At 49.0% G+C, this 22,206-nt stretch carries 17 protein-coding genes and 1 other annotated feature (1 of these 18 cut by a window edge); of the genes, 3 read left to right on the forward strand and 14 right to left on the reverse strand.

Features of this window, described 5'->3' with window-relative positions; translation table 11 throughout:
• Nucleotides 1–7 precede the first annotated feature (7 nt).
• Genes CRN96_RS09085 through CRN96_RS09105 form a run of 5 tightly spaced genes read right to left on the reverse strand, consistent with a single transcriptional unit; the run spans nt 8 to nt 4,296 of the window.
• Nucleotides 8–889, reverse strand: a complete 882-nt coding sequence (locus CRN96_RS09085) for a Cof-type HAD-IIB family hydrolase (protein ID WP_097041369.1) — start codon at nt 887–889, stop codon at nt 8–10.
• 38 nt (nt 890–927) lie between these two features.
• The gene (tadA, locus tag CRN96_RS09090) at nt 928–1,419 is read right to left on the reverse strand and encodes a tRNA adenosine(34) deaminase TadA (RefSeq protein ID WP_097041372.1); all 492 of its coding nucleotides are present in this window, start codon (nt 1,417–1,419) and stop codon (nt 928–930) included.
• On the reverse strand, nt 1,403–2,107 hold the full coding sequence (locus tag CRN96_RS09095) for an HAD family hydrolase (RefSeq protein WP_097041374.1): 705 nt from the start codon (nt 2,105–2,107) through the stop codon (nt 1,403–1,405). The genes tadA and CRN96_RS09095 overlap by 17 nt, the downstream gene beginning before the upstream one ends.
• Before the next feature lie 41 nt (nt 2,108–2,148).
• On the reverse strand, nt 2,149–3,093 hold the full coding sequence (locus CRN96_RS09100; protein ID WP_097041376.1) for an NAD-dependent epimerase/dehydratase family protein: 945 nt from the start codon (nt 3,091–3,093) through the stop codon (nt 2,149–2,151).
• A gap of 12 nt (nt 3,094–3,105) precedes the next feature.
• Nucleotides 3,106–4,296, reverse strand: coding sequence for a glycine C-acetyltransferase (locus tag CRN96_RS09105; RefSeq protein ID WP_097041379.1), 1,191 nt, complete (start codon nt 4,294–4,296; stop codon nt 3,106–3,108).
• Nucleotides 4,297–4,455: 159 nt separating this feature from the next.
• Here CRN96_RS09105 and CRN96_RS09110 point away from each other — a divergent pair, with 159 nt between their 5' ends.
• The 3 genes from CRN96_RS09110 to CRN96_RS09120 are packed head-to-tail and all read left to right on the forward strand — an operon-like array spanning nt 4,456 to nt 7,984.
• Nucleotides 4,456–5,631 (forward strand): amidohydrolase, encoded by a 1,176-nt coding sequence (locus CRN96_RS09110; RefSeq protein WP_097041381.1) that lies wholly within the window; start codon nt 4,456–4,458, stop codon nt 5,629–5,631.
• Nucleotides 5,622–6,812 (forward strand): amidohydrolase, encoded by a 1,191-nt coding sequence (locus CRN96_RS09115; RefSeq protein ID WP_097041383.1) that lies wholly within the window; start codon nt 5,622–5,624, stop codon nt 6,810–6,812. Before CRN96_RS09110 ends, CRN96_RS09115 begins: the two co-directional genes overlap by 10 nt.
• Nucleotides 6,809–7,984: a M20 metallopeptidase family protein gene (locus CRN96_RS09120; protein WP_097041385.1), complete on the forward strand. Its 1,176-nt coding sequence runs from the start codon at nt 6,809–6,811 to the stop codon at nt 7,982–7,984. The genes CRN96_RS09115 and CRN96_RS09120 overlap by 4 nt, the downstream gene beginning before the upstream one ends.
• A gap of 231 nt (nt 7,985–8,215) precedes the next feature.
• Here the strand turns inward: CRN96_RS09120 and tuf are convergent, their stop codons facing one another.
• The 9 genes from tuf to rplJ all read right to left on the reverse strand — a co-directional run bounded on the left by tuf (nt 8,216) and on the right by rplJ (nt 22,066).
• The gene (gene tuf / locus CRN96_RS09125; protein WP_097041387.1) at nt 8,216–9,403 is read right to left on the reverse strand and encodes an elongation factor Tu; all 1,188 of its coding nucleotides are present in this window, start codon (nt 9,401–9,403) and stop codon (nt 8,216–8,218) included.
• Between the two features lie 130 nt (nt 9,404–9,533).
• Nucleotides 9,534–11,615 (reverse strand): elongation factor G, encoded by a 2,082-nt coding sequence (gene fusA, locus CRN96_RS09130; protein WP_097041388.1) that lies wholly within the window; start codon nt 11,613–11,615, stop codon nt 9,534–9,536.
• Between the two features lie 59 nt (nt 11,616–11,674).
• On the reverse strand, nt 11,675–12,145 hold the full coding sequence (rpsG, locus tag CRN96_RS09135; RefSeq protein WP_097041390.1) for a 30S ribosomal protein S7: 471 nt from the start codon (nt 12,143–12,145) through the stop codon (nt 11,675–11,677).
• An 82-nt stretch (nt 12,146–12,227) separates the two neighbouring features.
• Nucleotides 12,228–12,647: a 30S ribosomal protein S12 gene (gene rpsL, locus CRN96_RS09140; protein ID WP_097041392.1), complete on the reverse strand. Its 420-nt coding sequence runs from the start codon at nt 12,645–12,647 to the stop codon at nt 12,228–12,230.
• A gap of 356 nt (nt 12,648–13,003) precedes the next feature.
• Nucleotides 13,004–16,621, reverse strand: coding sequence for a DNA-directed RNA polymerase subunit beta' (rpoC, locus tag CRN96_RS09145; protein ID WP_097041394.1), 3,618 nt, complete (start codon nt 16,619–16,621; stop codon nt 13,004–13,006).
• A 39-nt stretch (nt 16,622–16,660) separates the two neighbouring features.
• A complete protein-coding gene (gene rpoB, locus CRN96_RS09150) occupies nt 16,661–20,197 on the reverse strand; it encodes a DNA-directed RNA polymerase subunit beta (protein ID WP_097041396.1) in 3,537 nt (1,178 codons plus the stop codon).
• 272 nt (nt 20,198–20,469) lie between these two features.
• Entirely contained in the window at nt 20,470–21,060 is a 591-nt protein-coding gene (locus CRN96_RS09155; RefSeq protein WP_097041398.1) for a class I SAM-dependent methyltransferase, read from the reverse strand.
• Between the two features lie 99 nt (nt 21,061–21,159).
• Complete coding sequence (gene rplL / locus CRN96_RS09160; RefSeq protein WP_097041399.1) at nt 21,160–21,528, reverse strand: 50S ribosomal protein L7/L12; 369 nt, start codon at nt 21,526–21,528, stop codon at nt 21,160–21,162.
• Nucleotides 21,529–21,565: 37 nt separating this feature from the next.
• Nucleotides 21,566–22,066 carry a 50S ribosomal protein L10 gene (gene rplJ, locus CRN96_RS09165; RefSeq protein ID WP_097041401.1) on the reverse strand — a complete coding sequence of 167 codons (501 nt, stop codon included), beginning with the start codon at nt 22,064–22,066 and terminating at the stop codon, nt 21,566–21,568.
• A 34-nt stretch (nt 22,067–22,100) separates the two neighbouring features.
• Nucleotides 22,101–22,206: a sequence feature (ribosomal protein L10 leader region), on the reverse strand (it continues 47 nt past the right edge of the window).

Here is a 22,206-nt window from a genome sequence, read left to right on the forward strand (position 1 = left end):
GTCTTTTTTATTTGGAAGATGGTTCCAGTTCATTATTGAGCGCCTTTTCAATGACTTCGGCCACACCGTCATCCGAGTTCGTACCGGTCACGACATCTGCAATGGCTTTCACTTCCGATGTGGCATTCCCCATGGCCACGGCTGTGCCGACGCGTTTCAGCATGGATATATCATTCAGGTTGTCACCGATCGCCATCGTGTCCTTCAGATCGACATCCAAAGATTCTGCCAGCTTTTCAAGTGCAATGCCCTTCTGTGCCTCCGCATGGGTGAGTTCGATGTTCCCCGGGGATGATGCGGAAACGGCAATATCATCAATCTCATTAAGATAGTTCTTGGCCCTCACCAGCTTCGCACGGGAGGTTGATGCCGCAAGGAATTTCAGTACGTTTTCATCCTCACGCTCATATACATCCCTGTAGTCCCGGACTTCCTGCAATGAAGTCTTTGCGAGCCTCTCACGCATCAGCCTTCTGATCTTATCCACATCCGGAGTCCCGCCGGATTGTCTGGCCAGCTCTATGAAAATATCAATATCCCTCTCGATGCTCGTCGTGTATATTGCACGATCCGTATAGACCTGGTAAAAGATATCCTCCGCCTTCAAAACTTCCGAGACCTCTGTAATCAGGTTACGGGGGAGAGGGTGATCAGCCACCACTTCATGCTGCTCATCACGCACCTGTGCACCGTTCAGGCAGATATATGGAATCTGCAGCCGGTATTCCCGCACTATCGCATGTGCTTCATAATAGGCTCTTCCTGTTGCAATGACGACATGGACACCCTGCTCGATCGCTTTATTGATTGCGAGTATGGTTCTTGGTGTGATTTCATGCTCGGGTGTGAGCAGTGTCCCATCCATATCAATTGCTATCAACTTAACCATAAGTTAAATAAAACTCCCTTTTAATGATATATTCTACATTATAACTCATGCTTCCCGCCCTGTGCTTTCTTCCGCCTCAAATCCTTGAAGAAATCCTTTAAAAGCCGGCTGCATTCTTCCTCCATGACACTCTCCGTCACTTTCGGCCGGTGGTTGAAGCGGGGTTCGTCAAGCAGCTCCAGCAGGCTCCTCACCGTCCCGCCCTTCCTGTCATAGGCACCGAATACGATGTGGGACAGGCGGCTCATGATGATGGCACCGGAACACATGACGCATGGCTCCAGGGTGACATACAGTGTGCAGTCCTCCAGGCGGAAAGATTCAAAATGGCCGCTCGCCCGGTGGATCGCGATCATTTCGGCGTGCGTCAGGGGATGGCCGACCGTCTCCCTCAGGTTGTGCCCGCGTGCAATGATTTCGTTGTTGTGCACCACCACCGCCCCGATGGGGACTTCGCCTTTTTCATATGCTTTTTTCGCTTCTTCGAGTGCTTCTTTCATGAACATTTCGTGGTCATTTTGCTTTTGCATTCACTACAAACTCTCCGTCCTGGATCAGGTCGGTCACGCTGTCGACGATGAGATCGGCGCCTTTCAGCTGTTCCCGCCCGGATGTGCCGCTCAGCACGCCTATCGTGTACAGCCCTTCTTCTTTTCCGAGCATGGTGTCGGCATTGTTGTCACCGATCATCACGACATCATCCACACCGTAGCCGTGCCTTTTTAGGAATGGCTGGAGCACCCTGAAATCCGGCTTCTTATAATCAGTGTCATCGCCGGCCACGATATCATCGATCAATTCACCAAGTCCGAGCTGCCTGATGAAAAGCTCCGCACCTTTCCTGGAATCGCTCGTCACGATGACATTTTTATACTCCATGGCTTTCAGTGCGGTGAGCACTTCCCTCGAGCCGTCGATCAATTCCATATGGCTCGCGATGAAATCCAGGTTATTCTCATAGAACTCCCGTGCCCACCTGCCGCCGCCGGTGGCAAAGCTTTCGTACACCGCATGTATATCGGCACCCGTGCCGCTTGCAGCTATGGAATCGGACTGCATTTTATTGTCGACAAGGCCGAGCGCACGTGCAAGATCTTCCTTCTCGGAATGAAGTTCAAATTGCTCTGCGAAGGCTTCGACACTTTTGATCGCAAATGGCGTCCATACTTTTTCATAATTCAACAATGTGCCGTCCTTATCAAACAGTATCGCTTTCAATTCCTGTCCTCCTGTTAAAAATAAGAAGGCACAATGCCTTCTTATGCTTTATCCCTGATTGCGTTTATCATTTCCGTTGTCATTTTTTCCAAATCATACTTGGGTCTGAAACCCCATTGTTTCTCCGCTTCACTCGTATCGATGGAGTCCGGCCAGCTGTCGGCGATCCCCTGCCTGACGGGATCCACATCATAATCGAGTTCAAAGCCGGGTATATGCTTTTCAATCTCGCGCGCAATCATTCCGGGCTCGACACTCATTGCCGAGACATTGAATGCATTGCGGTCGATGAGATCTTCGGCGTCCGCCTCCATCAATTGTATCACAGCATCGATGGCATCATCCATATACATCATGTCCATATACGTCCCTTCGCCTATATAGGATGTATACTTCCCCGATTTGACCGCTTCAAAATAAATTTCAACAGCATAGTCGGTGGTGCCGCCGCCCGGCTCCTTGACATGTGAGATGAGTCCCGGGAAACGGAGACCCCGCGTATCCACGCCGAACTTCTTGAAATAATAATCGCACAGCAGCTCCCCGGCCACTTTGTTGACGCCGTACATCGAAGTCGGCCGTTGGATCGTCGTCTGCGGTGCATCTTTCTTCGGTGTGGAGGGGCCAAAGGCTCCGATCGAGCTCGGCGTGAAAAATTTGATGCCCCTTTTCCTTGCGGTCTCGAGCGCGTTGACGAGCCCGCCCATATTGATATCCCATGCGATCAGCGGCTTTTCCTCGCATGTCGCACTGAGCAGCGCCGCCATATGCATGATGGTGTCCGGCTTGAATTCATCCGCCGTCTCCACCATCTCATCATATCTTCTTACATCCAGTATTTTAAACGGCTTCCCCTTAAGCGGCCCTTCGGCAGGTTCGTTGATATCGGTCGCCAGCACCTTGTCATCGCCGTATATCTCCCTCAGTTTTACAGTCAATTCTGTGCCGATCTGCCCGAGTGCGCCTGTAATTAATATTCGTTCCATAATATACCCCTCTTATGATATCACGTTTAGTTCTTTTCCAACTTTTTCATAGATTTCCAGTGCTTCATCCAGCATCTCTTTCGTATGTGCTGCCGTCGGCATGTTGCGCACACGGCCGGTCCCCCTCGGAACCGTCGGGAAGACGATGGATTTCGCATAGACGCCCTCTTCCATCAGACGCTTCGAGAACGCCTGGGTCGTCTTCTCATCGCCGATGATGCATGGCGTGATCGGTGTTTCCGAATTGCCGATATTGAAGCCGAGTGATTTCAGCCCCTTCTTCAAATAATCCCCGTTCTCCCACAATTGATCATGCAGTTCTGTCGATGCCATCAGCATCTTCACGGCTTCATTGATCGCCTTCGTATCCCCCGGCGTGAGCGATGTGGAGAACAGGAACGGGCGGGCCGCGACCTTCAGGTAGTCCGCGAGCTCCTTTGTGCCGGCGATATAGCCGCCGACCACGCCGATCGCCTTCGACAGGGTTCCCATCTGGATATCGACTTCCTTTTCAAGTCCGAAATGCTTCACCGTACCGGCTCCCTTGCCCATGACACCCGAGCCATGTGCATCATCCACATAGGTGATGAGATCGAACTCTTTTGCGATCTCGACGATCTCCGGAAGTTTCGCCACGTCCCCGTCCATCGAGAACACACCGTCGGTGATGTACATCACTTTTTTATACTGGCCGGATTCGGTCGCCTCCTTCGCCTTCTGCCGCAGATCATCCATATCGGAATGGTTGACGCGGATGATCTTTGCACGTGACAGACGGCAGCCGTCGATGATTGAAGCGTGGTTCAGTTCATCTGAAAGGATCGCATCCTCCTTGTTCATGACAGCCTGTATGGCCGCCATATTGCAGTTGAAGCCGGACTGGAACGCGACCGCCGCTTCAGTCCCCTTGAATTCAGCAAGCGTCTCCTCAAGTTCGACATGGACATCAAGTGTACCGTTGATCGTCCTCACCGCACCTGCACCGACCCCGTGGGAATCGATCGTATCCTTTGCCGCCTGCTTCAGTGTTTCGTCTGTCGCAAGCCCCAGATAGTTGTTTGAAGACAGATTGATCAATTCTTTGCCGTCAATATCGATCACCGGGCCGTTTGCACCCCGGACCACATTGATTTCATTGTACAGACCGTTATCTTTCAACTCCTGTAAATTCGAAGATAAAAACTCATTCAATATTTTAGACATTTGCCCCTCTCCTCTCAAATCCATCTTATCATAATAAAGCGCTTTCTTTTAGTGAAATCCTGTATAATAAAGTAATTGAACTATTCAATTAAAATTAAATAGTTTGAAAAATTTAGGTTGTTTGATAAAATTAACTATTATCTTAATGGAGGTTAGATTATGACGATACACGATTTGGCGGAGTCCACCCTTCCCCAAATGATTGAACACAGAAGATATCTCCACATGCATCCGGAAGAGTCATTCCATGAAGAGGAGACTTATAAATATATCCTTGAATACCTGCAGGCGTATGACACACTCGAAATCAGGGAGAAAGTCGGAGGCGGCGGCATCCGCGCAACACTCGGCACAGGCAGCCCCCATATCGCCATCCGTGCTGACTTTGATGCCCTGCCGATCCAGGACGAAAAGGACGTACCGTATAAGTCGACCGTGGATGGCCTCATGCATGCCTGCGGACATGACGGGCATACGAGTACACTGTTTGCACTGCTCGACCTTGTGGCAGCACAGGAGAAGGCAGGCAAATTGAAAGGTGCCGTCTCATTCATCTTTCAATTCGCCGAAGAAATACAGCCCGGCGGTGCAGTTTCCATGGTCGCGGACGACGTCCTGGAGGGCGTGGACAAAGTCTACGGCCAGCATTATTGGAGCCAGCACCCCACCCATACGGTGAAAGTGAAACCCGGCCCGATCATCTCAAGTCCGGACTATTTCGTCATCACGATCAAGGGCAAAGGCGGACATGCAGCCCAGCCGCATGATTCCGTCGATCCGGTGCTGATTGCCGCCGAAGTGATTACAAACCTTCAGAGCGTCGTCTCACGGCAGGTGTCCCCGATTGATAATGCCGTTGTGACATTCGGTAAAGTGCGTGCCGGAACGGCATTCAACATCATCCCGGACACTGCTGAAATCGTCGGCACAGTCCGTACGTTCAAACCTGAAATCAAAGACCAGATTCACGAAATATTCCAGAGGGAAGTTGAATATACGGCAAAAAAACGCGGCGCCGAAGGTGAGCTGTTCTACAACTACGGCTACCCTGCGGTCATCAACCATGAAAGGGAAGCTGAAGTGATTGAAGAAGCCGCACTCGAACTCGGTCTGCCGTTTGAAACGGCCAAGCCGCTCATGATCGGTGAGGATTTCAGCTATTATATCCTTGAGAAACCGGGCGCCTTCTTCCTTACAGGTTCCGGCAATCAGGATAAAAATTCGACATACCTGCATCACCATCCGATGTTCGACCTTGATGAAGACGCCATGGTCAGCGGTCTGTCGATGTTCATGAAAATTCTGGAGCTCGAGCAGGTGATCGAATGGAACTGAAGCAGATAGAGAAGATTTCTGATGACCATTTCAATGAACTCGTGAAACTCCGCCGCCATTTCCATATGAATCCCGAACTGTCATTCAAAGAAGTCCATACACCGGCATATATCGCAAGCTACCTTCATGACCTCGGCCTCGAAGTCCAGGAAGGCGTCGGTGGGCGCGGTGTCGTCGGCAGGCTCATAATCGATCAGGATCTGCCCACAGTGGCGCTTCGTGCAGATTTCGATGCTCTGCCCATCCATGACCAAAAGGACGTGACATACCGCTCTACAGTCCCTGGAGTGATGCATGCATGCGGACATGATGCCCATACATCTGTAATCATGACGGCCGCCCGCATATTAAGCGAAAATAAAGACTCATTGAAAGGTAATGTGGTCTTCATCTTCCAGCATGCCGAGGAAGTCGATCCAGGGGGTGCCATACAGATGATCGCCGACGGCTGCCTTGACGGCGTCGATGCGATTTTCGGCCAGCATGTCTCAACAAGCCTCGACATCGGCACCATCGGTTATATAAAAGGCACAGCCACCGGCATACCGGATGACTTCACGGTGAAGATTAAAGGCCGCGGCGGCCACGCATCAAAACCTGACAGCGCAGTCGACCCACTTGCCGCAGCCCTCTCCTTCTGCCATCAGATGCAGTACGCCGTCACCAGGAAGTCGTCGCCGATGGAGCCGGTCGTGCTTTCCATCACGATGTTCAACGGCGGCCATCAGCATAACGTCATCCCCGACGAAGTCGAAGTCGGCGGCACGATAAGGACATTCAATCACGAGACCCAGGATGTCATGATACGGGAACTGAAGAAATGCCTGGAAGGTCTTGTGACGATGACCGGCGTATCCTATGAGCTCGACTACATGAAGGGCTATCCGCCGGTCGTCAATGATCACGAAAAGACGGATATCATCATACAGGCATCCGGGGAAGTATCCACAGTCGATCAGGTGAAGGAACTCCAGCCGAGCCTCGGCGGTGAGGATTTTTCCTATTACCTGCAGAGAGTGCCCGGCACCTTCTATTTCACAGGTGTCAGGAATTCAAATTTCAGGGCAGATTACCCACACCATCACGGCATGTTCGACATCGATGAAAAAGGATTGGTCAATGCGCTGTCGGTGATGCTGCGTGCAGTATGCATATACTTTGAGGAGGAAGCCGTGAAATGATGGACATAAGAAAAGAAATAGAAAACAGATATGAAGAAATGCAGGCTGTGCGCAGGCATATGCACAAATATCCGGAACTGTCCTTCCAGGAAACGAATACGAAGGCTTATATATATGAGCAGATCAAAGACCTGCCGCTTGAGATCGAACGAGATGTCGGCGGCAACGGCCTGCGTGCGGAACTGCATGTGAATGATGATTTCAAGACCGTGGCCTTGCGTGCTGATTTTGATGCATTGCCGATCACAGAAGAGAATGATGTGGCATACAAATCCGAAATCGACGGCATCATGCACGCATGCGGACATGATGCACACACCGCCATGCTGATCACCACCGCAAAAATTCTTTGTGCACATAAGGACACTTTGCCGGTCAATGTGGTCTTTATTTTCCAGCATGCCGAAGAACAGCTGCCGGGCGGAGCGATAAGTATGGTGGAAGCAGGCGTCCTCAACGGTGTGGATTACGTGTACGGCATACACGTCTCCAGCAAGTACCCGACAGGCATGCTCGGCTACAATTACGGATACAAACACGCAGCTGCCGATTCCTTCCACTTTAAAGTGATGGGCCGCGGCGGACACGGTGCAGAACCCCATGTGGCGAATGACCCCGTGGTCGCAGCCGCTTCACTGATCCAGCAGCTGCAGACGATCGTCTCCCGGACGGTCGATCCCCTGAAGTCCGCAGTCGTCACAGCAGCCATGTTCAATGCCGGCAGTGCCTTCAACATCATACCGAACAACGCAGATATCAGCGGTACCGTGCGGACATTCGATAAAGAAGTCCAAGACAAAGTGATCACCCGGATGGAAGGCATCCGGAGAGGCATCGAAGAGAGCTTTGCGCTGGAATGCGAGCTCGAATACGTCAAAGGCTACCCTGCCGTCCTGAATTCGGATGAGCTGGTCGACATGCTGCTTGAAGCGACTGAAGGCAAAACAGAGTTCATCAGTTCCGTAGAAGAGGTCGAACTCTCAATGGGCGGCGAAGATTTCGCGTATTATCTTGAAAAAGTGCCCGGCGTATTCTTCAATATCGGCACGATGAATAAAGAACTCGAAACCGATTACCCGCACCACCACCCGAAGTTTGATATCGATGAAGCAGGGATGCAGGCAGGCGTCGAAGCATATCTGCGCCTGATTACGAATTTCAGGGAAGTGTAGGATTTGAGCTGCTTACTCAGGACTGGAAATTGCTGTGGGTAAGCAGGCATGACAGGATTCTGCTTACTCAGGGCTGGAATTCACTGTGAGTGAGCAGTTATTACGAAATTCTGCTTACTCAAACCTGAAACTCACTATGAGTGAGCAGGCATTTCCCAAAATATTTATCAAAACAAAAAAAGCGCAAAATCTCGATTGAGATTTTGCGCTTTCTGTTTATAAGGTCTGAAATTATTTAACGATTTCAGTTACAACGCCTGATCCAACAGTACGTCCACCTTCACGGATGGAGAAACGTGTACCGTCTTCGATAGCGATTGGTGAAATGAGTTCAACGTTCATTTCAACGTTGTCGCCAGGCATAACCATTTCAGTTCCTTCAGGAAGGCTTACAACACCAGTTACGTCAGTTGTACGGAAGTAGAACTGCGGACGGTAGTTGTTGAAGAATGGAGTATGACGTCCACCTTCTTCTTTTGAAAGAACGTACACTTCAGCTTTGAACTGAGTGTGTGGCGTGATTGATCCAGGTGCTGCAAGTACTTGTCCACGCTGGATGTCTTCCCGCGCTACGCCACGGAGAAGTGCGCCGATGTTGTCGCCTGCTTCTGCATAGTCAAGAAGCTTACGGAACATTTCAACACCAGTGATGATTGTTTTGCTTGATTCTTCAGCAAGACCGATGATTTCAACTTCGTCACCGACTTTGATCTGTCCACGGTCAACACGACCAGTTGCAACAGTACCACGGCCAGTGATTGAGAATACGTCCTCAACCGGCATCATGAATGGCTTGTCAGAGTCACGCTCTGGAGTTGGGATGTAGTCATCCACTGCCTGCATAAGATCAAGAATTCTTTGCTCCATGTCTGCATCGCCTTCAAGAGCTTTAAGTGCAGAACCAGCAATAACTGGAATGTCATCACCAGGGAAGTCATATTCAGAAAGAAGTTCACGAACTTCCATTTCTACAAGCTCAAGAAGCTCTTCATCGTCAACTTGGTCGACTTTGTTAAGGAATACAACAAGTGCCGGTACACCAACGTTACGTGAAAGCAGGATGTGCTCACGAGTTTGTGGCATTGGGCCGTCTGCTGCAGATACAACAAGGATAGCGCCGTCCATTTGTGCAGCACCAGTGATCATGTTTTTAACATAGTCAGCGTGACCTGGGCAGTCAACGTGTGCATAGTGACGGGAATCAGTTTCGTACTCGATGTGAGACGTGTTGATTGTGATACCACGCTCTTTTTCTTCTGGTGCGTTGTCGATCATGTCGTAGCTCTGTGCTGTAGTGTCACCATGTTTAGCAAGTACAGTTGCGATAGCAGCTGTCAATGTTGTTTTACCATGGTCAACGTGACCAATTGTACCAATGTTAGCATGCGTTTTGGAACGGTCGAATTTTTCTTTAGCCATTTTAAAATACATCTCCTTATTTAAAGAAATTAATTTGTTTTATAGTTTACTTGGGAAGAGTGAATCACTCTCCCAAGGTGTTTCCTAAACCACTTATAAATGATTTATACCTAAAAATCAAGTAACCGAATTATGCACCTGTGTTTTTCTTGATGATTTCTTCAGAAATTGATTTAGGCACTTCTTCATAGTGATCGAAAGTCATCGTGTAAGTTCCGCGGCCCTGAGTGTTTGAACGGAGTGATGTTGCGTAACCGAACATTTCAGAAAGTGGAACGAACGCTCTGACGAGCTGTGCGTTACCGCGGGAATCCATACCTTCCACGCGTCCACGACGGCTTGTTACGTCGCCCATGATATCACCCATGTATTCTTCAGGCATGACGATTTCCACCTTCATGACCGGTTCAAGGATGACAGGGTCACAGACTTTCGCAGCTTCCCTTAAAGCAAGTGATGCAGCAATTTTAAATGCCATCTCGGATGAGTCGACATCGTGGTATGAACCATCGAATAATTTTGCTTTAACATCAACAAGCGGGTATCCGGCAAGCACACCGTTGTCCAGGGAGTCCCTGAGCCCCTGCTCAACAGATGGGATGAATTCACGTGGTACTGCACCACCGACAATCTTGTCTTCGAATTCGAATCCTGCGCCCTGCTCGTTAGGTGTGAATTCAATATGAACATCACCGAACTGACCACGGCCACCTGATTGACGTGCAAATTTACCTTGTACAGATGCTGAAGATTTGAATGTCTCACGGTAAGAAACCATTGGCGCACCAACATTACACTCAACTTTGAATTCACGCTTCATACGGTCGACAAGTACATCAAGATGAAGCTCACCCATACCGCCGATGATGACCTGTCCGGTCTCATTGTCAGTACGTGCAGTGAATGTAGGGTCTTCCTCCTGAAGTTTCACAAGTGCTGTAGTCATCTTATCCTGATCCGCCTTGGATTTAGGCTCAACGGATAAGTGGATGACCGGCTCTGGGAATTCCATAGCCTCCAGAATAACCTGGTTCTTCTCGTCTGTAAGAGTATCACCTGTACCTGTGTCTTTAAGACCTACCGCAGCAGCGATGTCTCCGGCGTAAACCGTTGCAATCTCCTGGCGGGAGTTTGCGTGCATCTGAAGGATACGTCCCACACGTTCACGCTTGTCTTTAGTCGTGTTTCTGATATAAGAACCAGAATCCAGTGTACCTGAGTACACACGGAAGAATGTCAGTTTACCGACGAACGGGTCTGTCATCACTTTAAATGCAAGCGCTGCAAACGGCTCGGAGTCGTCAGGTTTTGCGACAATCTCTTCGTCTTCGTTATCTTTGACATGACCGACGATCGGTTTTACATCCAATGGTGATGGAAGGTAATCGATTACCGCGTTAAGAAGTAACTGGACACCTTTGTTTTTGAATGCTGTACCGCAAAGTACAGGGTAGAATTCAACATCACACGTCGCCTGACGGATCGCAGCTTTAAGCTCATCGATGCTGATTTCTTCTCCACCAAGGTATTTCTCCATGATATCTTCATTGACATCTGCCAGACCTTCAATGAGGGATTCTCTCAACTCTTCAGCTTTTGCTTTATAATCTTCAGGGATTTCGATTTCTTCAATCTCTGTCCCCAGGTCATTACCGTAGCTGTAAGCTGTCATGTGGATCAAGTCGATGATTCCGTTGAAGTTATCCTCTGCTCCGATTGGGAACTGGATAGGGTGGGCATTTGCCTGCAGGCGGTCTCTGATGGTACCGACTGAATATTCAAAGTCAGCACCGATCTTATCCATCTTGTTGATGAATACGATACGGGGAACGCCGTAAGTTGTTGCCTGTCTCCATACTGTTTCCGTCTGCGGCTCAACACCTGATTGAGCATCAAGTACTGTCACAGCTCCGTCCAGCACACGAAGTGAACGTTCAACTTCAACAGTGAAGTCTACGTGTCCAGGCGTATCGATGATGTTTACACGGTGTCCGTCCCACTCTGCTGTCGTCGCTGCAGACGTGATTGTAATACCACGTTCCTGCTCCTGCTCCATCCAGTCCATCTGTGAAGCACCTTCATGCGTTTCACCAAGTTTGTGGATACGTCCTGTGTAATAAAGAATACGTTCAGTCGTCGTAGTCTTACCGGCATCGATGTGAGCCATGATACCGATGTTACGCGTTCTTTCTAATGAGAATGGTCTTGCCATGAGTATTCTTTTCTCCTTCCAAAAATGGATTGCGGTTTATAACTGTCAGACACCCGCACCTACCAGCGGTAGTGAGCGAATGCTCTGTTGGCTTCTGCCATTTTGTGTACTTCTTCACGTCTCTTGACAGCACCACCTGTGTTGTTTGCTGCGTCAAGAATTTCATTCGCGAGTCTTTCCACCATTGTCTTTTCCCCACGCAGACGAGCGTAGTTCACGAGCCAACGCAGACTCAGCGTAGTACGACGTTCAGGGCGTACTTCTACAGGTACCTGATAGTTTGAACCGCCGACACGGCGTGCTTTGACTTCAAGTACCGGCATGATGTTTTCGATCGCTTCATCGAAAACTTCCATAGCGTCCCTGCCTGAGCGCTCCTCCACTAAATCGAATGCACTGTACAGGATACTTTGTGAAGTACCACGCTTACCGTCAACCATCATTTTGTTGATCAATTTTGTAATCAGTTTTGAGTTGTGTATCGGATCTGGCAACACATCTCTTTTTGCAACTGGACCTTTACGAGGCATATTGTAATCCTCCCTTCAAATATTATCACTTATTCTCTCAAAGTTTAATTCTTTTAACATAACGTTAACATCTGAGTCTTATTTAGTTCTTAGCTTTAGGCTTCTTCGCACCGTAAAGTGAACGACCCTGCATACGGCCGTCGACACCTGAAGTATCAAGTGCACCACGTACAACATGGTAACGGACACCCGGCAAGTCTTTCACACGGCCTCCACGGATAAGAACAACACTGTGTTCCTGCAGGTTGTGGCCGATACCAGGGATATATGCGTTGACCTCTATATTATTTGAAAGTCTCACACGAGCATATTTACGAAGTGCAGAGTTTGGTTTCTTTGGAGTCATTGTACCTACACGCGTACAAACACCACGTTTTTGAGGCGCAGAATCTTTAGTGACCCGCTTTTTAAGACTGTTGAAACCTCTGTTCAATGCTGGTGAGTCTGTGCTTTTACCTTTTGTTTTACGAGGCTTTCTGATTAGCTGATTAATAGTTGGCATCTTGGATATTCCTCCTCCCTTTACTAAGTTTCTGTAATACCACACATCCAGGTGGTTCATTTTTAGAGTATAAAAAATCTGTAAGAAAAGATTCTTACATTTTCGCATCTAAATTGTCTCTCACGAGGTAAATTACCCATCATAGAGTAACCTTAACAATAATAGCACCTGGGAATTACCATTGTCAAGTTTTTATTTGCATTTTTACCCTTGAGTACCCGAGATGTCCATACTAACAAGTTAGGTCATGAAGTACAAGGATTGTCTACAGGATAATCAAGGAATGGCCGCCTGCAATGCAGCGGCCACTCCAGGATTTATCTGTATTAAGGCCTTTCATACGGCCGATTTTCAAATTATTCTTCCACAAGCACTTCTTCGGCACTTTCTGCCGTCTGATCCATGTCGACTTCAACATCACGGTATCTCGGCATTCCTGTACCTGCCGGTATCAGCTTACCGATGATGACGTTCTCTTTGAGGCCGAGCAGGTCATCGCGCTTGCCTTTGATTGCAGCGTCCGTGAGGACTCTCGTCGTTTCCTGGAAGCTTGCAGCCGACAGGAAGCTTTCTGTCTCAAGCGATGCCTTCGTTATGCCGAGCAGTACAGGTTTCGCTGTCGCCGGACGTTTCCTCTTCTTGAATATCGCTTTGTTTGCATCCGTGAATGCATGGATGTCCACCAAAGCACCCGGCAGCAGTGTCGTATCACCTGCATCGATGATCCTCACTTTGCGAAGCATCTGTCTGACCATCACTTCGACGTGTTTATCATCGATTTCAACACCCTGCATACGGTAAACTTTCTGAACTTCTTTGAGCAGGTATTCCTGAGTGCGGTTGAGCCCTGCCACGGTGAGGAGTTCTTTCGGCTCGATTGAACCTTCAGTCAGCGGCTGACCCGGAATGACCGTGTCCCCGATTTCGACTTTCAGACGTGCAGCGCCCATCGCGGTATACGTCCTTGTCTCCTGTTCACCTTTGACCTTGATCTCCTGCTGGCGGTCTTTGATGATTTCAATATCAGTTATTTCACCGCTGATTTCAGTGATCACTGCCTGGCCTTTAGGGTTACGCGCCTCAAACAGCTCCTGGATACGCGGCAGACCCTGGGTGATGTCGCTTCCTGCAACACCGCCCGTGTGGAATGTACGCATCGTCAGCTGTGTACCCGGCTCACCAATGGATTGGGCTGCAATGGTGCCGACCGCTTCGCCGACTTCCACTTTTTCACCTGTTGCCAGGTTCTTGCCGTAACAGCGTTCACATACGCCGTGACGGGCGTTACATGTGAAGGCGGAACGGATGTACACTTCCTCAATGCCACTGCCCACAATCTCTTTGGCAGTTTCAAGAGTGATCAGCTCGTTCGCTTTCACGATGATTTCCTTGGTTTCAGGATGTCTGACCGTTTCTTTTACGTAACGGCCTTCGAGACGGTCGAATAACGGTTCGATCAGTTCAGACCCTTCAGTCAGTGCCGATACAAGAAGCCCTTTATCAGTACCGCAGTCTTTCTCACGCACGATCACATCCTGTGCCACATCTACAAGACGGCGTGTCAGGTAACCTGAGTCGGCAGTCTTGAGCGCCGTATCTGCAAGGCCTTTACGCGCACCGTGTGTCGAAATGAAGTACTCGAGCACCGTCAGTCCTTCGCGGAAACTTGAGGTGATCGGAAGCTCGATGATCTGACCGGACGGGTTGGCCATCAATCCACGCATACCCGCAAGCTGCGTGAAGTTTGAGGCGTTACCACGTGCACCTGAGTCACTCATCATGAATATCGGGTTCAGGCGGTCCAGGGAGCCCATCAATTTCTCCTGAATGACATCTTTTGCCCTGGTCCAAAGCTCAATCACTGTGTTATAGCGTTCTTCTTCGGTGATCAGACCACGTGAGAACTGCTTTTGGACTTTTTCGACTTTCTCATCCGTCTCATCGATGATCTTCTGTTTATCAGGCAGTACGACGATATCGGATACACCAACAGTGATACCCGCTTTCGAAGAATACTTGAAGCCCAGATCCTTCATCAGGTCCAGCATGATGGAAGTTTCCGTGATATGGAACTTATTGAAGATTTCAGCGATGATCTGACCCAGGAACTTCTTATCAAAAGGATCAGCCAGCGGTCTGTCTTTATAATATTCCTTCAGTCCACCTTCACCCAGCTCCCCGACTCTTACGAAATACTTATCGGGTGTCTTTTCCTCAAGGTTGGATCTCGTCGGTTCATTGATATAAGGGAAGGACGGCGGCATGATTTCATTGAAGATGATCTTACCGACTGTCGTCAGCATCACTTCTCCACGGTGATCATCCGAGACCTTCTCATGATCGAACGAGTCGGTATGGACACCGATCCTCGTATGAAGCCCTACGTACCCATTCGTGTATGCCATGATGACTTCGTTCGCATCTTTGAAGATATGCCCTTCGCGTTTATCATTCTCACGCTCAAGCGTCAGATAATAGTTTCCGAGGACCATATCCTGTGACGGTGTCACGACCGGTTTGCCGTCTTTAGGGTTCAGGATGTTCTGTGCCGCAAGCATGAGCATTCTCGCTTCTGCCTGAGCCTCTTTCGACAATGGTACGTGAACCGCCATCTGGTCGCCGTCAAAGTCGGCATTATAAGCAGTCGTTACAAGCGGGTGGAGGCGGATCGCCCTGCCCTCTACAAGCACTGCTTCAAATGCCTGGATGCCCAGACGGTGAAGTGTCGGTGCACGGTTTAAAAGTACAGGGTGTTCGCTGATGACATCTTCCAGCACATCCCAGACTTCACTTTCCATACGTTCAATCTTACCTTTGGCGTTCTTGATGTTGGTCGCCATCTCTCTTTGAACCAGTTCTTTCATGACGAATGGTTTGAAGAGTTCAAGCGCCATTTCCTTCGGCAGACCGCACTGATACATTTTCAGGTTCGGACCGACGACGATGACCGAACGGCCTGAGTAGTCGACACGCTTGCCGAGCAGGTTTTGACGGAACCGCCCCTGCTTACCTTTCAACATATGTGACAATGATTTCAATGGACGGTTGCCCGGCCCTGTAACCGGACGGCCGCGGCGGCCGTTATCGATCAATGCATCCACTGCTTCCTGAAGCATACGCTTTTCGTTTTGGACGATGATCCCCGGCGCGCCGAGGTCGAGAAGCCGCTTCAGACGGTTGTTACGGTTGATCACACGGCGGTACAAGTCGTTCAGGTCGCTCGTTGCGAAGCGTCCGCCGTCCAGCTGCACCATAGGACGGATTTCCGGCGGGATGATCGGCAGTACATCCAGAATCATCCATTCCGGCTCATTGCCGGAATTACGGAAGGACTCGACCACTTCAAGGCGTTTGATTGCACGTGTCAATCTCTGTCCTGTAGCGGATTCGAGCTCTTTCCTCAGACTTGCCAGCTCTTCTTCCAGGTTGACTTCGCGAAGCAGATCTTTGATCGCTTCTGCGCCCATCTTCGCAGTGAAGGTGTTGCCGTGCTTATCATAATACTCCCGGTACTCTCTTTCGGATAACAGCTGTTTTGGCTCAAGTCCTGTCGATCCCGGCTTGATGACCGCATAGGAAGCGAAATAAATGATCTCTTCAAGTGAACGCGGAGACATATCCAAAAGCAGTCCCATCCTTGACGGGATGCCTTTGAAATACCAGATGTGGGAGACAGGGGCCGCAAGTTCAATGTGCCCCATTCTCTCACGGCGTACTTTGGCTCTTGTCACTTCCACACCACAACGGTCGCAGACCATGCCTTTATAACGTACACGTTTATACTTTCCGCAGCTGCACTCCCAGTCCTTTGTAGGACCGAAGATCTTCTCGCAGAACAATCCATCACGTTCCGGCTTTAAAGTTCTATAGTTAATTGTTTCGGGTTTCTTGACCTCACCGAATGACCACGAACGGATCTTTTCCGGTGAAGCAAGGCCGATTTTCATATATTGAAATCTATTGACATCTATCAATGAGCTTTCCTCCCTAAAAGTTTAATCAAGCTCAGTACATCACTCAGTGACATTTTCAGTCGCAACCTGCTTCTTGTCGCTGACATTCAGCTGATTGGAAGCATCTTCTTCATCCGTATCATGCATATCGACTTCTTCGTCCTGATTATCCATGATGTTGACGTTCAGACCCAGGCTCTGGAGCTCTTTCATCAATACTCTGAATGACTCGGGTACACCTGGTTTCGGTACGTTTTCACCTTTGACGATCGCTTCGTAAGTCTTGACACGGCCGACGGTGTCGTCTGATTTGACGGTCAGGATTTCCTGCAATGTGTACGCAGCACCATATGCTTCAAGTGCCCAGACTTCCATCTCACCAAAACGCTGGCCACCAAACTGGGCTTTACCTCCGAGCGGCTGCTGTGTCACGAGTGAATATGGCCCTGTGCTTCTCGCGTGAAGCTTATCATCGACCATGTGCGCAAGTTTCAGCATGTACATGACACCAACAGAAATCCTGTTTTCGAACGGTTCGCCTGTACGTCCGTCGTAAAGGACTGTTTTTCCGTCACGTGCGAGACCCGCTTCTTCCATCGTATTCCAGACATCATCTTCGTTTGCACCATCGAAGACCGGTGAAGCCATCTTGACACCCATGGCACGGGCTGCCATTCCGAGGTGCATTTCAAGCACCTGTCCGATGTTCATGCGTGATGGTACACCAAGCGGATTGAGCATCAGGTCGATCGGTGTGCCATCCGGCAGGTAAGGCATATCTTCTTCCGGCAGAATACGGGAGATGACACCTTTGTTGCCGTGACGGCCGCACATCTTGTCCCCGACACTGATTTTTCTCTTCTGAACGATGTAGACTCTCACAAGCTGATTGACACCAGGCGACAATTCATCGCCGTCTTCGCGGTTGAACACTTTGACGTCCAGCACGATTCCGCCGGCACCGTGGGGTACACGGAGTGAAGTGTCACGCACTTCACGTGCTTTTTCACCGAAGATCGCATGGAGCAGGCGCTCTTCTGCTGTCAGTTCCGTCACACCTTTAGGCGTGACTTTACCGACGAGGATATCACCGTCGGTGACTTCGGCACCGATGTAGACGATACCGCGGTCATCCAGCTTCTTCAGGGCGTTGTCCGAGACGTTCGGGATATCACGCGTGATTTCCTCCGGTCCAAGTTTGGTGTCACGGGCTTCGGATTCATATTCTTCAATATGGATCGAAGTGTAGACATCATCTTTGACCAATCTCTCACTCATGATAACAGCATCCTCATAGTTGTAGCCGTCCCATGTCATGAAGCCGACCACCAGATTGCGGCCGAGTGCCATTTCACCGTTGTCCATGGATGGGCCGTCGGCAAGTATTTCACCTTTTGAGACGACATCCCCCACTGAGACGATCGGTTTATGGTTGTAACATGTACCGGAGTTGGAACGGATGAACTTGGACAGTTTATAAACGTCCTTTTCCGTCTCGACTTCTTTTCCGTTCTGCTCTTCAATACGGTACACATGAACTTCCTTCGCTTCCACATGCGATACCCTGCCTTTATACTTGGCAACCACTGCTGCACCTGAATCACGCGCAGATACGTGCTCCATGCCCGTACCGATATGCGGTGATTCCGGAATCAGGAGAGGTACTGCCTGACGCTGCATGTTCGCACCCATCAGGGCACGGTTGGAGTCGTCGTTCTCAAGGAACGGGATACAGGCGGTAGCCGCAGAAACGACCTGCTTCGGCGATACATCCATATAGTCGATGCGGTCCCTGTGCATCTGGGTGTTGTTGCCCCGGAAACGACAGAAGACTTCTTCGTTTTCAAAACTGCCATCTTCGTTGAGCGGGGAGTTGGCCTGTGCAACGACATAGCTGTCTTCTTCATCAGCCGTCAGATAATCGATCTGGCTTGTCACTTGGCCAGTATCATGATCAACTTTTCTGTAAGGCGTTTCGATGAAGCCGAACTCATTTACACGCGCATAGCTTGATAATGAGTTGATCAGGCCGATGTTCGGGCCTTCAGGCGTTTCAATCGGGCACATGCGTCCATAGTGTGAATAGTGGACGTCACGCACTTCCATGCCTGCACGTTCACGGGTAAGTCCGCCGGGCCCGAGGGCAGACAGACGCCTCTTATGGGTCAATTCCGCAAGCGGGTTGGTCTGGTCCATGAACTGTGACAGCTGGGAGCTGCCAAAGAACTCTTTGATGGACGCAATCACAGGACGGATGTTGATGAGCTGCTGCGGGGTGATCGATTCGGTGTCCTGGATGGACATACGTTCACGGATCACACGCTCCATACGGGAAACCCCGATTCTGAACTGGTTCTGGAGCAGTTCGCCCACAGAACGCAGACGGCGGTTTCCAAGGTGGTCAATATCATCTGTATGACCGACGCCATGCAGCAGGTTGAAGAAATAACTGATTGAAGAAATGATATCCGACGGAGTGATGGATTTCACTTCAACATCCGGGAAAGCATTACCGATGACAGTAGTCGTGCCTTCTTCAAAGTTCGGCGCTTCCACGTTGATCGACTGGACCTCGATCGGCTCGTCCAGAATACCCTGTTCAAGCTCATAAGTTTCAAGGTTCGCTGTCGTCTCAAGCGCTTCAGTGATTGAATCCAATGTTCTGCGGTCGATCGTCGCACCTTTTTCAGCGATGATCTCACCCGTCTCCTTGTCAACGATCGGTTCAGCCAGCACCTGGTTGAACAAACGATTTTTCAGGTGAAGCTTTTTATTCATTTTGTAGCGGCCGACGCTTGCCAGGTCATAGCGCTTCGGATCGAAAAATCTTGAGTACAGCAGATTCTTCGCATTTTCCACCGTCGGCGGTTCACCCGGACGCAGGCGTTCGTAGATTTCAAGCAGTGCCTGATCCACGGTTTCTGTAGTATCTTTGTCTAATGTGTTGCGTATATATTCATTATCTCCCAGAAGGTTGATGATCTCCTGGTCTGTTGAGAATCCTAGGGCTCTGACCAAAACCGTGATCGGCAGTTTGCGGGTACGGTCGATCCTGACGTACACCACGTCCTTAGCATCGGTTTCATATTCAAGCCATGCACCGCGGTTCGGTATTACCGTCGCACCATAACTCAGTCTGCCATTCTTGTCGTATTTTTCAGAGTAGTAGACGGAAGGGCTACGTACGAGCTGGGATACGATGACACGTTCAGCCCCATTAATGATGAAAGTTCCAGTGTCCGTCATCAATGGGAAGTCACCCATGAATACTTCCTGTTCCTTCACTTCACCTGTTTCTTTTATCACCAGGCGAACTTTCACTCGTAATGGTGCAGAATAAGTAGCATCGTGGTTCTTTGCCTCATCTTCATCGTACTTGGGTTCACCAAGTTTGTAATCCACAAATTCCAACGACATATTTCCAGTGAAATCCTCCACCGGTGAAATGTCCTTGAACATTTCTATCAGACCCGTCTTCAAAAACCATTCATAAGACTTCGTCTGAATCTCAATCAAGTTAGGCAGATCCAATTTCTCCTCGATACGTGCATAGCTTCTGCGTTTGGCATGTCTTCCATATTGAATCACTTGACTCATCGACAGATTCACCCCTAATAAAATTTACGTAAAACATACACATTAGCATACTATTTATGTTTAAAGACAAAAAGAAAACGGAATCGAAATCAACCCCATTTTCTATTTATATTAAACAGTATTTAATACGCTCCATTTCAATAAGCAGATAAAAAGTGCATACTTATTGGTATTATATTTTTACATTCTATAACTATATCACAACAATTTTGTCAAGTCAAATTTGTTATTGATTTTCTTTTCGTTTTGTGGTTCCGTCCGGGCAGCCGCCGTCATTTGATGCCCTTCAATACATAGTAGCCCTTGTCTTTCAGGACGGTGCTGACATTGCCGAACTTTCGTTCAATTGCACTTTTATAAGATTTCATGCCCTGTTTTTTCTGGACGACCATGTAAAACGCACCGCCATCCCCCAACCGCTCATGACTGTCATCTATGATCGACATCACCGTGTCCTTCCCGGCCCTGAACGGAGGGTTCGTGACATACAAATCCGCAGAGATATCCGACCGATCGTATTCCTCCCGGTCCAGTATTCTGGCGCCGACACGGTTTCTGTCAACATTGTCGTGGAGCAGTGCGATTGCATCTTCATTGACTTCGACCATCACCGGTTCGAGCTTCAAGACTCTGCCGAGGACAATGCCGACCGGGCCGTAACCGGCACCCATATCAATCATTGAAGAAGGGTTCCCGGGACTGTCCGCAACAACGCCTTCAAGAAGCGTCTTCGTGCCGTAATCGACACGCTCCTTCGAAAATACGCCGCGGTCGGTCTTGAACCTGTATACCTCACCTTGGAAATCAAAAGAGATTTCACTGTAATCATGTGCACTCTGATCGGTTGTAAAGTAATGTGACATGGCCTCACCCCGGTAATATGATATGTAATAAAAAAACGAGGCTCATCTAAACATTATGTTTATCATGAGCCTCATTCAAAAACTTTATGCACACAAAAATTATTTGAGTTCTACGCCAGCGCCGACTTCTTCAAGCTTGCCTTTAAGCTCTTCAGCATCTTCTTTGGAAAGTGCTTCTTTAACCACTTTAGGTGCTTCATCAACTAGTGCTTTAGCATCTTTAAGACCAAGGCCTGTTGCTTCACGTACAACTTTGATGACTTTGATCTTGGATGAACCGGCATCCGTAAGTTCAACGTCGAATTCAGTCTGCTCTTCAGCAGCTGCTTCTCCGCCGCCTGCACCTGCTGCTGCCACTGGAGCTGCTGCAGTTACACCGAATTCTTCTTCAATTGCTTTTACCAGGTCGTTTAGTTCTAATACTGACATTTCTTTAATAGACTCAATGATTTGTTCATGATTAGCCATTATAATTTCCTCCGATTTTTATATTATTTTCACGCGATTATGCTTCTTCGTTTTCCTTTTCTTCACCGATCGCTTTAACTGCATAAGCGAAGTTGCGTACCGGAGCCTGAAGGACAGAGAGCAGCATGGATACAAGTCCGTCTTTTGAAGGGAGGGATGCGATTGCATTCACATCTTCCGCAGGAGCGAAAGTTCCTTCGATGACACCTGCTTTGATCTCAAGCGCTTCGTGTTCCTTGGCAAAGTTATAAATCACTTTGGCAGGAGCGATTACAGATTCGTTGGAAAATGCAACGGCGTTTGGACCAGTCAGGAATTCGTTCAGCTCTGTAAGTTCAGCTTTTTCAGCTGCACGGCGCGTCATTGTATTTTTGTATACTCTGAATTCGACGCCTGCGTCTCTGAGGTTCTTACGTAATTCAGTCATTTCAGCAACTGTCAGTCCACGGTAGTCGACGACTACTGTAGAAACAGATTCCTTGAACTGAGTTGCGATCTGATCAACAAGCTGCTGTTTAGATTCCATCACTTTTGACATTTTTACACCTCCATAATTTTTGTGTGTATAGGCTGGTGCAATAAAAAAAGCACCTTTTACCCACGGCAAAAAGTGCTTGAATATATATTGGTCAATTCAAGTCTTTTTCATTTGCCTCGGCAGGATGTCGTTTTAAGTGA

It is taken from the genome of Salinicoccus kekensis, from assembly GCF_900220995.1.
Taxonomy (GTDB): domain Bacteria; phylum Bacillota; class Bacilli; order Staphylococcales; family Salinicoccaceae; genus Lacicoccus; species Lacicoccus kekensis.

Bases quoted from the DNA above. Each gene is read 5' to 3' on its own strand.
- rpoB (WP_097041396.1), bottom strand. From the start codon at position 20,197: ATGAGTCAAGTGATTCAATATGGAAGACATGCCAAACGCAGAAGCTAT.
- CRN96_RS09105 (WP_097041379.1), bottom strand. From the start codon at position 4,296: ATGTCTAAAATATTGAATGAGTTTTTATCTTCGAATTTACAGGAGTTG.
- CRN96_RS09110 (WP_097041381.1), top strand. From the start codon at position 4,456: ATGACGATACACGATTTGGCGGAGTCCACCCTTCCCCAAATGATTGAA.
- tadA (WP_097041372.1), bottom strand. From the start codon at position 1,419: ATGCAAAAGCAAAATGACCACGAAATGTTCATGAAAGAAGCACTCGAA.
- CRN96_RS09085 (WP_097041369.1), bottom strand. From the start codon at position 889: ATGGTTAAGTTGATAGCAATTGATATGGATGGGACACTGCTCACACCC.
- fusA (WP_097041388.1), bottom strand. From the start codon at position 11,615: ATGGCAAGACCATTCTCATTAGAAAGAACGCGTAACATCGGTATCATG.
- CRN96_RS09155 (WP_097041398.1), bottom strand. From the start codon at position 21,060: ATGTCACATTACTTTACAACCGATCAGAGTGCACATGATTACAGTGAA.
- CRN96_RS09120 (WP_097041385.1), top strand. From the start codon at position 6,809: ATGATGGACATAAGAAAAGAAATAGAAAACAGATATGAAGAAATGCAG.
- CRN96_RS09100 (WP_097041376.1), bottom strand. From the start codon at position 3,093: ATGGAACGAATATTAATTACAGGCGCACTCGGGCAGATCGGCACAGAA.
- rplJ (WP_097041401.1), bottom strand. From the start codon at position 22,066: ATGTCAAAAGTGATGGAATCTAAACAGCAGCTTGTTGATCAGATCGCA.
- rplL (WP_097041399.1), bottom strand. From the start codon at position 21,528: ATGGCTAATCATGAACAAATCATTGAGTCTATTAAAGAAATGTCAGTA.
- tuf (WP_097041387.1), bottom strand. From the start codon at position 9,403: ATGGCTAAAGAAAAATTCGACCGTTCCAAAACGCATGCTAACATTGGT.
- rpsL (WP_097041392.1), bottom strand. From the start codon at position 12,647: ATGCCAACTATTAATCAGCTAATCAGAAAGCCTCGTAAAACAAAAGGT.
- rpsG (WP_097041390.1), bottom strand. From the start codon at position 12,145: ATGCCTCGTAAAGGTCCAGTTGCAAAAAGAGATGTGTTGCCAGATCCG.
- CRN96_RS09115 (WP_097041383.1), top strand. From the start codon at position 5,622: ATGGAACTGAAGCAGATAGAGAAGATTTCTGATGACCATTTCAATGAA.